Raw genomic sequence first — 14,373 nt, forward strand, 5'->3', positions numbered from 1 at the left:
ATGCCGAGCGGTCCGCGTCACCGCAACCGGTCGACGGTGCGTAGCCGCACAGGGGCCGGAGAACCGTGCTGCCAGCACGATTCCGGACGGACCCGATCGGTGCGGGTGACGGAGTGTGGTGAGCGAATGTGCCGACGCGTCAAGGAAAAACCGCGCGAAACGGAGGCAACCGGACCGGTACCCCGGCCGTCTTCCCTAGAGGAAACGCTGGTATAGATGGAAGAACTGTGGACGTCACCTCAACTCTCCTGTCCGGCAGCCGGCGCAAGCGTGTGGTCTACGCGGGCTGGCTGGCCGTAGGCATCGGCCTGATCGGTGCACCGCTGGTGGTCCTGTCGCTGTGGCCCGGCATCGACCACACCCCCTACTCGGCCAACACGGTCCTGCTCGCCTTCGGACTGTGCCTGTGCTCCCTCGCCTACGCGTTCGGCCGCGCGGCCGTCGCCGGCATGACGGAGAGCCGGCCCCGACCGGTGTCGGGACCGGGCAACCTCCCCTACGTGCTGGCCGCCGTTTTTCTGGCGGTCGCGGTGGTCTCACTGGTCATCGCGGCGTCGTCCTGAGCCGGTCACTCGAACAGGGCTGACACCTCGCCCCGCAGTGTGGCCAGCCGTGCCACGGCACGCTGCCGCGCGGCGGCCAGCCCGTCCCGGTCCGGCACCGGTTCCACGATCTCCAGATAGGCCTTGAGCTTCGGCTCGGTGCCCGACGGCCGGATCAACACCCGGACCCCCTCGCCGCGCAGGGCCAGCACGTCGGCCCGCGGCCGCAGGTCCTCGGCGCTCACCGAGCCGCCCGCCAGTGACGTCGGCGGATCGGTGCGCAGCTTCGCCATCAGCTCGCCGATTCGGCTCAGCTCGGTCACCCGCAGCGAAACCTGGTCGGTCAGGTGCAGACCGTGCGCGACGGCCAGGTCGTCGAGCACGTCCAGCGGCGTCCGGCCCTCCGCCTTCAGCCCGGCGGCCAGGTCGCAGGCCAGCACCGCGGCCGAGATCCCGTCCTTGTCCCGCACGTAGTCCGGGTCGACGCAGTGGCCGAGCGCTTCCTCGTACGCGTAGACCAGACCGGTGCCAGCGCCGTCGCCGGCTCGCACGAGCCACTTGAAGCCGGTCAGCGTCTCGTCGTAGCGGGCGCCGTGCGCGGCCGCGATCTTGGACAGCAGCGAGGACGACACGATCGTGGTCGCCACCAGCGCGCCGGTCGCGTCCATTGTGGACAGCACGTGCTCGCCGAGCAGCACTCCGGTCTCGTCGCCGCGCAGCATGCGCCACGACCCGTCCCGTTCCCGCACGCCCAGCGCGCACCGGTCGGCGTCCGGATCGAGGGCGATCGCCAGGTCGGCGTCGACCTCGGCGGCCAGCGCCAGCAGCAGGTCCGTCGCGCCCGGCTCCTCCGGGTTCGGGAACGACACCGTCGGGAAGTCCGGGTCCGGATCCTGCTGCTGAGCCACGAAGTGCACGTCGGTGAACTCGGCCGCGGCCAGCACCTCGGCCAGCGTCGCGGCGCCGACGCCGTGCATCGGCGTCGCGGCCACGCGCAGCGTCCGCACTCCGCCGGTGGGCAGGCTCGCGGCCCGCCTCACGTACGCGGCGACCTCGTCGGCGGACACAGTCGTCCAGGTCTGCGAACGCGGCACTGACACGGCGGCCGGCACCTGGGCGATGGCCGCCTCGATCTGGCGGTCGGTCGGCGGCACGATCTGGGCGCCGTGCTCGATGTACAGCTTGTAGCCATTGTCTGCCGGCGGGTTGTGCGACGCCGTGATCTGCACCCCGGCAACCGCGTTCAACTCCCGCACCAGGAATGCCGTGACGGGCGTCGGCAACGGCCCGTCCAGCACCCGCACGTCGAACCCGGCCGCGGCCAGCACGCCGGCGGCGGCTCGGTGGAACAACTCCGAGCCGTGCCGCGCGTCCCGGCCGACGACCACAACACCGCCGCCGTGGCCATTGCGCTGCAGCCAGTCCGCGAGGCCGGCGGTGGTCCGCACGACCACCGCCTCGTTCATGCCGTTCGCACCGGCGCGAACCGGTCCGCGCAGCCCGGCGGTGCCGAACGTCAGCGGCCCGGCCATCCGGTCGGTGAGCTCGTCGACGGCAGCCTGGTCACCGGCGATCGCCCGCGCCAGAACACCCTGCAACTCGGCTCGGGCGTCCTGGTCGGGGTCGTCGGCGATCCACCGGAACGTGGCGTCCCGCAGCGCCGGCGCCAAACTCATGCCTTCCCCACCAGGTCACGCAGCAGGGTGCCCATGTCGGTGGCGGCGAGCCGGCCGGCCTCCAGGACCTCCTCGTGGTTGAGCGGCTCGCCGGTGATGCCGGCGGCCAGGTTCGTCACCAGCGACAGGCCGAACACCTCCGCGCCGGCCGCCCGCGCCGCGATGGCCTCCAGCACCGTCGACATGCCGACCAGGTCCGCGCCCATGGTGCGCAGCATCCGGATCTCGGCCGGCGTCTCGAAGTGCGGGCCGGGCATCGCCGCGTACACGCCCTCCTCCAGATCGGGGCGGATGCCGCGGGCCACGTCCCGCAGTCGCGACGAGTACAGGTCGGTCAGGTCCACGAACCGGGCCCCGACCAGCGGCGACTTGGCCGTCATGTTGATGTGGTCGCTGATCAGCACCGGCTGCCCGACGCTCATGCCCTGGCGCAGCCCACCGGCCGCGTTGGTGAGGATGATCGTGCGCACGCCCGCGGCGGTCGCGGTGCGCACGTTGTGCACCACCGGGTCGATGCCGAAGCCCTCGTACAGGTGGGTGCGGCCGAGCATGACCAGGACGCGGTTGTCGCCGACCTGCAGCGAACGGATCGTGCCGCCGTGCCCGACCGCGGTCGGCGCGCGGAAGCCCGGCAGCTCCGGCATCGGCACCTCGTGCTCGGCCTCGCCGATCACGTCGGCGGCCGGCCGCCAGCCGGAGCCGAGCACCACGGCGACATCGTGCTGGGCGACGCCGGTGCGCTCGACGAGCGCCGCCGCGGCGGCGGTCGCCAGCGCGTTGGGGGAAATGGGGTCTTCGCTGATACCGGTCACGCGGGCGAGCCTAAATCACCCTTAGCCGGTCACCTGGAAGTGCTGGTAGATCTGGTCGAACAGGACCTTGGCCACCGGGTCGTCGACCGGGGCTTTCACCCCGACCACCCACAGGTCGTTGCCCTTGACCAGCACCATCGCGACCGTGGACGGCGGGGCGGAACCGCCGGTGTCCTGCGAGTAGTCGAACTGCTGGGCCTGGGAGAAGCCGGGCACCGTGATGGACACGATCCGCTGCATGTTCACCTTCGGCAGCGCCTCCACCGCGGTCAGGTAGGCGTCGACCTTGGTGAACTGGGGGAAGCGCTGCACGGACAGCTCCCGCGAGCCGTCCGGGCTGATGAAGAACACCTGCGCCCGCTTGGGCAGCGAGTCGGTGGCGTCGCGGGTCTGCTTGAACTGCTGCCAGTCCTCCGGCACGTCCACGGTGAAGTTGCCGCCGGCCTGGCCAGTGGCGGTCACGGCGCTGCCCTGGGCCGGCGTGGTCGATATCGGGGTGGTGCTGGTCGACGTCGGCTGCGAGGTCGGCGTGCTGCCGAAGGCGACGGCCGGCGGCAACAGCGCCTGGCCGCCGAGGAAGCGGGTCAGCACGAAGCCGCCGCTCATCGACAGCACCACGATCATCGCCGCGACCAGCGCCAACACCGCCGTGCCGAGCTTGCCGCGGCGCTTGCGCGGCCGCGGCGGCTGCTGGGGCAGCGGCGGGTCGGTCACCATGAACGGCAGCGGACCCGGGTCGTTGGCCAGCGGCGTGTCCGTCGGCGCGACCGGCGCCTTCGGCGGCGCGAACTGCTCGGACAGCGAGCCGGCGGGGCGCTTCGGCTTGGGCGGCGGCGCCACCGGCGGGGCATCCGGGTTCGGCACCGGGAACAGCACCGTGCCGGGCTCCGCCAGCAGCGGCCGCAGCCGGCGGCGAACCTCGGCCAGCGACATCCGGCCGCCCGGGTCCTTCACCATCAGGCCGGCGATCACCGGTTCCAGCGCACCGGCCGCGGCGGCCCGCGGCACGTCGCCGTGCACCACCTCGGTGACCGTGGCCAGCGGGTCGTCGTCAGCGTCGTACGGCGGCACGCCCTCGACCACCGCGAACAGCGTCGCGCCCAGGCTCCACAGGTCGGCCGCCGGCGTCACCTCCTGGCCGGAGGCCACCTCCGGCGCGATGTAGGCCGGCGAGCCCAGCATGATGCCGGTGCTGGTCATGGTGTTCTCGGCGACGTTGCGGGCGATGCCGAAGTCGGTGAGCTTGATCTGGCCGCTGTCGCCGACCAGCACGTTGCCCGGCTTCACGTCCCGGTGCGTGATGCCGGCTCGGTGCGCCGCCTCCAGACCCGCCGCCACCGCGTCGGCGACCGCCGCGGTCTGCTGCGTGTTCAGCGGGCCCTGCTGGCGGACCACCTCCGCGAGGCTGCGCGAGGGCACCAGTTCCATCACCACGAACGGCTCGCCGTCCTGGCGCGCGATGTCGTGCAGCGTGACCACGTTCGGGTGCGACAGCACCGCGATGGCCCGGGCCTCCCGCAGCGTGCGTTCCCGCAGCGCGTCCGCCTCACCGGCCGGGATGCCCGGCGGCAGCAGCACTTCCTTCACCGCGACCTTGCGTTGGAGGAACTCGTCGTAGGCCGCCCACACCGTGCCCATCGACCCGTTGCCCAGCACGTGTTCGAGCCGGTAGCGACCGGCGATCACGCGGGATCGGTCGTTCGACGGGGATTCCGGCGTGGCCATGCGGCCATTCTCCACGAGCCGTGTCTGACCAGTGTTTCAGGCCCGCAGGCCGGCCAGGACCACCTTCGCCAGCGCGTCCTCGGCGCTGGCTCCGGGGCGGCAGACGACCAGCGACAGCAGTTCGATGACGGCCGCCGGCTCGACATCGGCGCGCAGCGAGCCCTCGTCCTGGGCGCCCTTGATGACCTGGTGCAGAGCCTCGTGCAACCGCGCGACCGGCTGGGCGACGACGGGGTCCTCGATGGGCACCGCCTTGAGCATGGCGAAGGGCTCCAGCACGGCCGCGCGCACGTAGTCGAGCAGGACGTCCCAGCGGGGCAGGTCAGCGGGCGCGGCCTCCAGCCCGGCGGTGAGGCGGCTGACGACGTCGCAGCTGATGAGGGCGAGCAGCGCCGCGCGGTCGGGGAAGTGCCGGTAGAGGGTGCCGACGCCGAGCCCGGCGGCGCGGGCGATGTCCTCCATGGACACGCACTCGCCGGCGGTCGTGAAGACCTTGATGGCGGCGCGCACGATCAGCTCGCGGTTGCGCCGCGCGTCGGCCCGCACAAGCCCCTCCCAAGAAGTGGAATCTCGGATTCACCTTAGGTTAGCATCGGCACGTAAGCGGAATCTATGGTTCATCTTCAGGGGGAGACATGCGAATCGGACTGCTTGTGCACAGCGTCGGCCGCACGCTGGACGACCTGGTGGCCGAGGCGGCGGAGGCCGCGGTGGACACCGCCTACGTGAACGAGACGGTCGGCTGGGACCCAGTCCAGCTGGCGGCGTTGATCGGCGCGCGGGTGCCGGGCATCGAGGTGGGCACGGCGGTGACGCTGACCTACCCGCGTCACCCGCAGGCGTTGGCGTTGGCGGCGCTGAGCGCCCAGGCCGCGACCGGCAACAGGTTCGTCCTCGGCGTCGGACCGGGCCACAAGGCTCCGATGGAGGAGCGCTTCGGCATCAGCTATGACAAGCCGGCGGCGCACGTCCGCGACTACCTGACCCGGCTGCGTCCGCTGTTGGACGACACCACCGGCCTCGTCGGCGTGACCCGGCCGAAGCTGCTGTTGTCGGCGCTGGGGCCGGTCATGCTGGGCATCGCCGACGAGTTGGCCGACGGCACGATCCTCGTCTGGACCACCGCCAAGGGCGTCGCCGAGTTGGTCGTGCCTCGCTTGCACGACAAGGAAATCGTGTCGCTGGCCCAGGTCGGCGTCACCGATGACGCGGATGCGCTGCGGCAGCAGTTGGCCGCCGGCTTCGGGCCGGTGAAGAAGCTGCCCAACTACCACAAGCACCTCGCCCGCCAGGGCCTGACGAGCGTCGTGGAGACGGCCATCCTCGGCGACGAAAAGGTTGTGCGGCAGGAGATCCAGCGCCTCGCGGACGCCGGCGTCACCGAGCTGGTGGTCAGTGTCGTCGGCGACCGCGGGCGAACCCTGGCGGCGTTGCGCTAACCCTGCGGCTCCCGCCAGATCGGGAACATCTGCGGCCCGCCGGGCGGCGCGAACGGCTCGCCGCTGTCGACGAAGCCGTGCCGCCGCCACAGGCGGGCGCTACGGGCTGAACTGGCCTCGCCGGAACACGCGACGCCCTCGGCGTCGAGTCGGCGGAAGTGCTGCCGCGCGATCGCGCTGCCGACACCCTTGCGTTGCGCCGACGGCAGAAGCCCGCAGAACTGCCAGTGCAGATGCGGCTGAGAGTGCGCGGAGCTGGCGGCCATCAGTTCACTGAGGACGGTGAACCGGTCGAGGTCGTCCGGGTCGAGGAAGGCGAACCGCGCCATGAACTCCTCGGGGCTCTCGCCGCCCTCGGAGCGGAACCACAGCGACGCGGCGGTGTGGTCGTGCGCCAGGTACACCTCGCCGTCGGCGAAGGCGGCCTCGGTGAACGCCCGGAAGAACGCCGGCTGCACCTCGCGTCGCCGCTCGTCGCCGGGGAACACCCACATGCTCACCGGATCGTCCTGGAACGCCTCGGCGAGCACCCGGGCGACAACGTCCACTTCGGACCGGGACGCCGGCCGGACCACGTCGTCCATCACTGCGCCTTTCCGATGCCGGCGTACACCTCGGGGTTGCGGCTGCGCAGCACCGAGCCGCGCAGGAAGCCGGCCACGGCGGCCAGCAGCAGGATGCCGGGCAGGATCCAGCGCAGCGGCGAGTCGCCGGCCGTGCCCAGCAGCACGTCGAAGTTCCAGATGATCAGCACCAGCACCACCAGCAGGCCCACCGCGGCCAGGGCGGGCGCGACGGTGTGCCGCCACACCGGCTCGTCGTGCTCACGCCGGCGGAAGAAGCCGATCACCGACACGGACACGGCGGCCAGCACGAAGACCACGCCCGCCGAGGCCATCGTGCCCAGCCAGCTGAACAGTTCGGTGAACGGATCCCGGCCGGCGATCGCGAAAACCGTCACCACGACCAGGCCGAGCGCGGTCTGCAGCAGCGAGCCCGCGGCCGGCGCGCCGGTGCGGCGGTTGGTGCGCGCCAGCATCTCCGGCAGCACGCCCTCGCGTCCGAGCGCGAAGAAGTAGCGGGCGATCGCGTTGTGGAAGCTCAGCAGCGACGCGAACTGGCTGGTCAGGAACAGCACGTAGGCGACGTCGGAGAACATGTTCCCGAGCCGCTGCGCGTTCAAGCCGAACAACAGACCCGGCCCCTGCGACTGGGCGGCGCCGACGATTTGCGCCGCGCCGGCCGCGTCAGCCATCGCGAGCGCCGACACGGTGTACAGCACGGCGGTCAGCAGCACCGCGAGGTACGTCGCGCGGGCGACTGTCTTGCGAGGATCACGCACCTCTTCGCTGTAGGTCGCCGCGCCCTCGAAGCCGGTGAACACGGCGATCGAGAACGCGAACACGGCGCCGACGCCGGTCGTGAACAGGCTGCTCGGCGCGAGCGGCGTCAGTGACGGCGCACCGCCGCCGGCGGGCGAGCCGAGCAGTGCCACGTCCGTCACCACGATCACGGCGCACTCCAGCAGGAGCAGCACCCCGAGCACCTTGGCGTTCAGGTCCACCCGCAGCACACCGAGCCCGCCGACGACCAGCGCGCACACGATCGCCCACAGCCACCACGGCGTGTCCAGTCCGAGCAGCGGGTTCAGCCAGTTCGACAGCGACCAGCCGAACAGGCCGTACACGCTGATCTGGATGGCGTTGTACGCGACGAGCGCGACGAACGAGATGGCGACACCGCTGGAGCGGCCGAGGCCGTTCACGACGTACGGGTAGAACGCGCCGGCCCCGGTGATGTACCGGCTCATCGCGGCGTAGCCGACGGCGAACAGCGCCAGCACCGGGGCCAGCAGCACGAACGACAGCGGCACGCCGACGATGCCGGTCACCGCGTAGGTCGCGGTCACGCCGCCGGCGATCGCGTACAGCGGTCCGGACGCGCCGACGACGAAGAACAGAATTTGCACTACGCCAAGGCGTGGCCGGGCAAGGCCGCGTTCGCGCAGCGGTGTTCTGGTAGCCACCGACGTTTCTCCCCAGGGCAGACATCCCACCAACGGCGGCCGATGGTAGCCATTCGACACCGGTTCTCCTAGCCGCTAGTTTTGCCCGTCGTGGCCCCTGCGAACTCCCGTCCGCCGCTGGTGGAGGCCCTCTTCTTCCTCGCGCACGACGAGTTCACGGGAAAGCCGCAGGTGGCGCGGCCGTCACTGGAGATCTGTTTGATCGGTGCAATTTTTTGTGACCTATTGTTCACCGGGCGGATATCGGTCAACGACGGTGGCCCCGAGGCCACGGGGAAAAGCGGTCACGGTGATCGAGCGTCGGTCGCGGTGCTGGCGGAGATCGCCGCCGAGCCGGTCGGCTACCCGCTGCGGGAGTGGATCGACCACCTGCGGCCGACGGTCGTGGACATGGTCGTGGACCAGCTCGCCGACGCCGGCCTGGTCACCCGGATCAGCGAGCGGGCCCTGCTCCGCCGCACGCACCGCTACCCGCCGACCGACGTGCTGGTCGCGGCGGCCGGCCTGACCGAGATCCGGGCCGCGGTGCTGGGGCCGACCGGCCCGGACGTCTACAACGTGAGCCTCGCGCTACTGGCCTGGCAGCTCGGCCTGGACGACGTGTGCGAGCCGCAGGTGGACCGGCGGATGCTGCGGTCGTGGCTGGACCGCGCGGCCAAGCCGATGCCGCCGGCGGCGACCGAGGTGCTCGCGGCCGTGGAGGCCGCGATCGCCGCCTCGGTGTACGGCGGCGAGCGCCGCTGACGTCTTCCGCCCGGACCGCCGCTCAGGTTGGATCGGGGACGTGACCTTGGTGATCGGTGTCGACTCGTCAACGCAGTCGACAAAAGCGCTGGTGGTCGAGGCCGAGACCGGCCGTGTGCTGGGCGAGGGCCGGTCGCCGCATCCCGAAGGCACCGAGGTCGACCCGCACGCGTGGCAGGTGGCCTGCACGCGCGCGATGTCGGCGGCCCGCGCGAACGTGCCGGGGCCGATCGCCGCCATCGCGGTCGCCGGACAGCAGCACGGCATGGTGACCGTGGACGCCGACGGCGAGCCGGTGCGGCCGGCGCTGCTGTGGAACGACACGAGGTCGGCGGCCGAAACCGAGCAGCTCGTGCACAAACACGGCGCCTACCGGTTGGCCGAACTGACCGGATCGGTGCCGGTGCCGAGCTTCACCGTGACGAAACTGGCCTGGCTGGCCGAGCACGAGCCCGAGGCCGCGGACCGGGTGGCCCGCGTGCTGCTGCCGCACGACTGGGTGAGCTGGACGCTGTCCGAGCCAGGCACGGAGCCGGCGACCGACCGTGGCGACGCGTCCGGCACCGGCTACTTCTCGCCTCGTGCCGGCGAATGGCTGCCCGACCTGCTGTCCGATGCCTTCGGCGGCCGCGCTCCCGCGCTGCCCCGGCTGCTGGGCCCGGCCGAGGCCGGCGGCCGCACCAAGGAGGGCACCCTGGTGGCGGCCGGCACCGGGGACAACATGGGCGCCGCCCTCGGCCTCAACGCCGGGCCTGGTGATGTCGTCGTGTCGCTGGGCACCTCCGGCACGGTCTTCGCCGTCACCGAGCAGGGCAGCGCCGATCCGACCGGGTTCGTCGCCGGTTTCTGCGACGCCACTGGCCGCTACCTGCCGCTCGTCTGCACGCTCAACGCCGCGCGGGTGCTGACCACGACCGCGACGCTGCTCGGCACCGATCTCGCCGGCCTGGACGAGTTGGCGCTGCGGGCCGAGCCGGGATCCGGCGGCCTGGTGTTCGTGCCCTACCTGGACGGCGAGCGGACGCCCAACCTGCCGGACGCCTCGGGCACGCTGACCGGGATCCGGCGCGGCAACCTCACCCCGGAGAACGTGGCGCGATCCGCGGTCGAGGGCATGCTGTGCGGCCTGGCCGACGGGCTCGCCGAGCTGCGCCGGGTTGGCGTGCAGGCCCGGCGGGTACTGCTCATCGGTGGGGCGGCGCGGTCGGCGGCTGTGCAGGCGGTCGCGTCCGGGCTGTTCGACGCGCCGGTCGAGGTGCCCGAGCCCGCTGAGTACGTGGCGTTGGGCGCGGCCCGGCAGGCGGCGTGGGCGCTGTCCGGCGCGGCGGAGCCGCCGGACTGGCGGGTCCATGGCGAGGGACTGGCCGCCACCGACGGCGGCGCCGCGGTGCGCACCGCCTACACGGCGGCTGTCGCGCAGCTCCACGGGCCCGTAGGCTAGGTGATCAATAGGCGAGGAGGCGGTTCATGGCCCGGGTGACCACGTTCGTCACCATGCTGATGTTCAGCGTGTGGTTCGCGGGCACCGCCGTGGCGCAGACCGACACACCGCCGCCCGGACCGTCGCTGAACCCGCCGCAGAACGCGGGCCTTGGCGACGACGCCCGGCAGCGGCTGATCCTCGGCGTGATCGCGGTCGTGCTGGCCGCGGTCGTCTGGTACGGCCGGCGGACGCGCAAGAAGCGGCAGAAGAGCGGCTGATCCGAATTCCCACGATGTGGGACAGCTGACCGTCCGCCGACGATTTCATGATCATCGGCCCGGGGGTGGCTACAGCCAGGCATAACTTCCGGGGCCGCACTGCACCGTTCGTCGCAATATCGGTGCCGGCTGGCCCTGAAGGGACGAAAGTTAAGCGAGTCACTAGCACGCTTGGTGCAGGATTGTCTGGGTGAGCCACCCGAAGGCGACCTGCCGTTCATCCGTTGAGCGGTACTCGGATGCCCTGGTGAGCCTCTCCCGGAGCATCCACGCCGAGCCCGAGCTGGCCTACCGCGAGCACCGCAGCGCCGCGAAGGTCGCCGACCTCGCCGAGCGCGAGGGCTTCCAGGTGGAGCGGGGCGTCGCCGGCCTGGACACCGCCTTCACCGCCACCTACGGCAGCGGCGACCTGGTCATCGGCCTGTGCGCCGAGTACGACGCGCTGCCCGAGGTCGGCCACGCCTGCGGCCACAACATCATCGCGGCCGCGTCCACCGGGGCCGCCATCGCGCTGCGCGACGTGGCGGACGATCTGGGTGTGACGGTCAAGCTCGTGGGCACTCCGGCCGAGGAGTCCGGCGGTGGCAAGGTCCAACTGTTGGAACGCGGCGTGTTCGACGACGTCGCGTTGGCGATGATGGTGCACCCGGCGCCGTACGAGGCGGTCGCGTCGCCCTCGCTGGCCATCACCGACCTCGAGGTCGAGTACACCGGCCGGGCATCGCACGCGGCCGCCGCTCCGGAGTTGGGCGTGAACGCGGCCGACGCGCTGACCATCGCACAGGTCGCCATCGGGCTGCTCAGGCAGCACCTGGAGCCGAAGCAGATGGTGCACGGCATCGTGACGCACGGCGGCGCCGCGCCCAACATCGTGCCCGCAGTGGCCTCTGCCCAGTTCTACCTGCGTGCGGAAAACTATTCGTCGTTGCAGCGCCTGGTCGACCGGATTCAGGGCTGCTTCACCGCCGGCGCCGTCGGCACCGGGTGCACGCACGAGGTCAAGGAGATCTCGGCCGTGTACGCGGAGCTGGCGCCGGACCCCTGGCTGGCCTCCGCGTACCGCGAGGCCGTGACGGAACTCGGCCGTGCGCCGATGAGTCCTTCCGACGAGCTGCTTCGCCTGACCGGCAGCACCGACATGGGCAACGTCACCCGAGCGTTGCCCGGTATCCACCCATCAATCGCGATCGACTGCGGAGACGCGGTGAACCACCAGCCGGAGTTCGCCGCCGCCTGTGCCACGCCGAGCGGGGACCGTGCCGTGTTGGACGGCGCGCTCGCGCTGGCGTGGACAGCGGTGGCCGCCGCGACCGATCCCGCTCAGCGGGAACGGTTGCTGGCCGGCGCCGGTAGCCGCGTGGCCCGCGCTGGAGGTGCGGCGTGACCGTGCTGGACTCGCGGCCGGAACTGCCCAGAGAGGGCGGCGGCCGCCGGCACGACGAAGGATCCGACGTGCTGATCACCGATTCCGGGGTCAGCATGTCCGACGTGGCGGATTTGGGCGCCGGGCGCGGCCCGGCCTGGCTCGACGAGTGGCTGACATCGGGTGCGGCCGACGTCGTGGCGTGGCGGCGGCACATCCACGCCCACCCCGAGGTCTCCCGGCAGGAGCACGACACCACCGAGCTGCTGGCCGGGGTGCTCAGGTCCGTCGGCCTGCACCCCACGGTGCTGCCCGGCGGCACGGGCCTGATCTGCGACATCGGCTCCGGCGAGCGCTGCGTGGCGCTGCGGGCCGACATCGACGCGCTGCCGCTGACCGAGGACACCGGCCTGCCCTTCTCGTCCACGAACGAGGGCGCCTGCCACGCCTGCGGCCACGACGCCCACACGGCCGTGCTGCTCGGCGCGGCGCTGGCCCTGGCCTCCGCGCCGGAGCTGCCCGGCCGGGTCCGGCTGATCTTCCAGCCGGCCGAGGAGTCCATGCCCGGCGGCGCGCTCGACGTGATCGCCGCCGGCGCGCTCGACGGCGTGGAGCGGATCTTCGGCCTGCACTGCGACCCGCGGCTGGAGGTCGGCCGCATCGGCACCCGGGTCGGCGCCATCACCTCCGCCGCCGACCTGCTCGAACTCAAGCTCACCTCGCCCGGCGGGCACACCTCGCGGCCGCACCTGACCGCCGACCTCGTGCACGCCCTCGGCACCGTGATCACCGGCCTGCCGGCGCTGCTCAACCGCCGCGTCGACCCGCGGTCCGGCACCGTGCTGACCTGGGGCGCCGTGCACGCCGGCCAGGCCGCCAACGCGGTGCCGCAGGACGGCCTGCTGCGCGGCACCCTGCGCACCGGCGACCACCACGTGTGGAACGAGCTGGAGCCGCTGGTCAAGGACCTCGTGCAGTCCCTCCTGTGGCCCACCGGTGTCGGCTTCGAGCTGGAGCACCGCCGCGGCGTGCCGCCCGTGGTCAACGACGCCGAGAGCACCGCCGTGCTGCGCGCCGGCATCGAGGCCGCCCTCGGCGAGGACGCCCTGGCCGGCACCGAGCAGTCGTCCGGCGGCGAGGACTTCGGCTGGTACCTGGAGCACGTCTCCGGCTCCTTCGCCCGCCTGGGCGTCTGGTCCGGCGAGGGCCGCCAGTACGACCTCCACCAGCCGACCTTCATCCTCGACGAACGCGCCCTCCTGGTCGGCGTCCGCGTCATGGTCCACGCCGCCCTAACCGCCCTCGCCTAACCCCCGCGAGTCCCGCTCTCGGGCAACTGAAATACAGGTTCGAGTCAAGTTGTCCACAGCCTGGCGGAGTTATCCACAGGCTGTGGACGGGGGCTGTCGGTCGATGGCCGCCGGTTGCACCGTGGATCCGTGACCGAACTTCCTGACGGATTGCACGGCGCATACCGGCGGCCCGAACTCGAGGCCGCCATCGGCCTGTCCGATCTTCGCGCGGCCATTCGCGAGGGCCGGCTTGTGGCATCGCACCGCCGAGTGCTTGTGGTGCGGGAGCGCATCGCGGATCTTGAGACTCGGGCGGCGGCGGGTCTGCTCTTCGCCGGTGACGACGCCGTTCTGACCCGACATACTGCCGCTCGGCTCTACGGTTGCACAGCCGCCAATACCGCGCCGATCGACATTCTCGTGCCCTATTCGCGCCGCCTCTACCAGAGCCAGGGCCTGGCCATCCACAACGGCGCCTTCGTCGATGAGGATGATGTCGCCGAGGTCTCGGGTCTTCGGGTGCTCGTGCCCGACATGGTCCTGGCTGACCTGCTGTGCAGGGGATATCAGCCGGCGGCGCTGGCCTGCGCGGACCAGATGCTCGCCCGGCTCCCCGACGCGGGACGAGCGGGCTTTCGAGAGTTGGTTCTTCGGCGGATCCGTGAGCGCAAGGACCCGCGCGGCCAGAAGCGGGCCGGGGTTCTGCTCAATCTCGCGACCGGACTGCCGGAATCACCGTTCGAAAGCCAGCTCGTGCTGACTTTCTACGACCACGACCTGCCGCTGGCCACTCCGCAGCATTCGATCACGACGATCGACGGCCGGGAACTGTACCGGCTCGACTTCGCCTGGCCCGAATTCCGCATCGCGGTCGAGTACGACGGCTATGCCGCCCACGCGGAACGCCAGGAACGCGACCGACTCAGGGACGAGGATCTCGCCAGGCGCGGCTGGATCGTCATCCGGGCGGCTGTCGCCGATCTGATGACCCCGCGCCGTCTGATCGATGAGATCCGCGACGCGTTCCGAACTCGACGCATAGTTGCCTGAGAG

Annotated in this window: 14 protein-coding genes; 8 read left to right on the top strand and 6 right to left on the bottom strand. The window is 71.7% G+C overall.

Going from position 1 to position 14,373, the window contains the following annotated elements; translation table 11 throughout:
* Positions 1-227 precede the first annotated feature (227 nt).
* Positions 228-563 carry a hypothetical protein gene (locus JJ691_RS43150; protein WP_211765195.1) on the top strand — a complete coding sequence of 112 codons (336 nt, stop codon included), beginning with the start codon at positions 228-230 and terminating at the stop codon, positions 561-563.
* Positions 564-568: 5 nt separating this feature from the next.
* On the opposite strand, the gene JJ691_RS43155 is transcribed toward JJ691_RS43150, so the two are convergent.
* The 4 genes from JJ691_RS43155 to JJ691_RS43170 are packed head-to-tail and all read right to left on the bottom strand — an operon-like array spanning position 569 to position 5,301.
* Positions 569-2,218: a phospho-sugar mutase gene (locus JJ691_RS43155; protein ID WP_211765196.1), complete on the bottom strand. Its 1,650-nt coding sequence runs from the start codon at positions 2,216-2,218 to the stop codon at positions 569-571.
* Positions 2,215-3,030 carry a purine-nucleoside phosphorylase gene (locus tag JJ691_RS43160; RefSeq protein WP_442912557.1) on the bottom strand — a complete coding sequence of 272 codons (816 nt, stop codon included), beginning with the start codon at positions 3,028-3,030 and terminating at the stop codon, positions 2,215-2,217. The genes JJ691_RS43155 and JJ691_RS43160 overlap by 4 nt, the downstream gene beginning before the upstream one ends.
* Before the next feature lie 21 nt (positions 3,031-3,051).
* Positions 3,052-4,755 (bottom strand): serine/threonine-protein kinase, encoded by a 1,704-nt coding sequence (locus JJ691_RS43165; protein ID WP_211765197.1) that lies wholly within the window; start codon positions 4,753-4,755, stop codon positions 3,052-3,054.
* Between the two features lie 36 nt (positions 4,756-4,791).
* Complete coding sequence (locus tag JJ691_RS43170; RefSeq protein ID WP_211765198.1) at positions 4,792-5,301, bottom strand: TetR/AcrR family transcriptional regulator; 510 nt, start codon at positions 5,299-5,301, stop codon at positions 4,792-4,794.
* 89 nt (positions 5,302-5,390) lie between these two features.
* Between JJ691_RS43170 and JJ691_RS43175 the strand changes: the two genes are divergently transcribed.
* Positions 5,391-6,194 carry an LLM class flavin-dependent oxidoreductase gene (locus JJ691_RS43175; RefSeq protein WP_211765199.1) on the top strand — a complete coding sequence of 268 codons (804 nt, stop codon included), beginning with the start codon at positions 5,391-5,393 and terminating at the stop codon, positions 6,192-6,194.
* Here the strand turns inward: JJ691_RS43175 and JJ691_RS43180 are convergent.
* Both JJ691_RS43180 and JJ691_RS43185 read right to left on the bottom strand, forming a co-directional pair.
* Positions 6,191-6,778, bottom strand: a complete 588-nt coding sequence (locus tag JJ691_RS43180) for a GNAT family N-acetyltransferase (protein WP_211765200.1) — start codon at positions 6,776-6,778, stop codon at positions 6,191-6,193. The genes JJ691_RS43175 and JJ691_RS43180 overlap by 4 nt on opposite strands.
* Positions 6,778-8,220, bottom strand: a complete 1,443-nt coding sequence (locus JJ691_RS43185) for an APC family permease (protein ID WP_249227388.1) — start codon at positions 8,218-8,220, stop codon at positions 6,778-6,780. Before JJ691_RS43185 ends, JJ691_RS43180 begins: the two co-directional genes overlap by 1 nt.
* Before the next feature lie 120 nt (positions 8,221-8,340).
* Between JJ691_RS43185 and JJ691_RS43190 the strand changes: the two genes are divergently transcribed.
* From JJ691_RS43190 to JJ691_RS43215, 6 genes are all read left to right on the top strand, one after another.
* Positions 8,341-8,964 (top strand): GOLPH3/VPS74 family protein, encoded by a 624-nt coding sequence (locus JJ691_RS43190; protein ID WP_256449448.1) that lies wholly within the window; start codon positions 8,341-8,343, stop codon positions 8,962-8,964.
* 40 nt (positions 8,965-9,004) lie between these two features.
* Positions 9,005-10,405, top strand: coding sequence for a xylulokinase (gene xylB / locus JJ691_RS43195; protein ID WP_211765202.1), 1,401 nt, complete (start codon positions 9,005-9,007; stop codon positions 10,403-10,405).
* 26 nt (positions 10,406-10,431) lie between these two features.
* Positions 10,432-10,665 (top strand): hypothetical protein, encoded by a 234-nt coding sequence (locus JJ691_RS43200; RefSeq protein ID WP_211765203.1) that lies wholly within the window; start codon positions 10,432-10,434, stop codon positions 10,663-10,665.
* A gap of 247 nt (positions 10,666-10,912) precedes the next feature.
* The gene (locus tag JJ691_RS43205; protein WP_249227389.1) at positions 10,913-12,049 is read left to right on the top strand and encodes a M20 family metallopeptidase; all 1,137 of its coding nucleotides are present in this window, start codon (positions 10,913-10,915) and stop codon (positions 12,047-12,049) included.
* The gene (locus JJ691_RS43210) at positions 12,046-13,338 is read left to right on the top strand and encodes an amidohydrolase (RefSeq protein WP_211765205.1); all 1,293 of its coding nucleotides are present in this window, start codon (positions 12,046-12,048) and stop codon (positions 13,336-13,338) included. Before JJ691_RS43205 ends, JJ691_RS43210 begins: the two co-directional genes overlap by 4 nt.
* 129 nt (positions 13,339-13,467) lie before the next feature.
* Positions 13,468-14,370, top strand: coding sequence for an endonuclease domain-containing protein (locus tag JJ691_RS43215; protein WP_211765206.1), 903 nt, complete (start codon positions 13,468-13,470; stop codon positions 14,368-14,370).
* Positions 14,371-14,373 lie beyond the last annotated feature (3 nt).

Origin of the sequence: Kutzneria sp. CA-103260 (assembly GCF_018263855.1) — a bacterium.
Classification (GTDB): domain Bacteria; phylum Actinomycetota; class Actinomycetes; order Mycobacteriales; family Pseudonocardiaceae; genus Kutzneria.

Excerpts from the sequence above, each read along its gene's own strand:
- JJ691_RS43175 (WP_211765199.1), top strand. The coding sequence starts at position 5,391 with ATGCGAATCGGACTGCTTGTGCACAGCGTCGGCCGCACGCTGGACGAC.
- JJ691_RS43165 (WP_211765197.1), bottom strand. The coding sequence starts at position 4,755 with ATGGCCACGCCGGAATCCCCGTCGAACGACCGATCCCGCGTGATCGCC.
- JJ691_RS43200 (WP_211765203.1), top strand. The coding sequence starts at position 10,432 with ATGGCCCGGGTGACCACGTTCGTCACCATGCTGATGTTCAGCGTGTGG.
- JJ691_RS43180 (WP_211765200.1), bottom strand. The coding sequence starts at position 6,778 with ATGGACGACGTGGTCCGGCCGGCGTCCCGGTCCGAAGTGGACGTTGTC.
- JJ691_RS43155 (WP_211765196.1), bottom strand. The coding sequence starts at position 2,218 with ATGAGTTTGGCGCCGGCGCTGCGGGACGCCACGTTCCGGTGGATCGCC.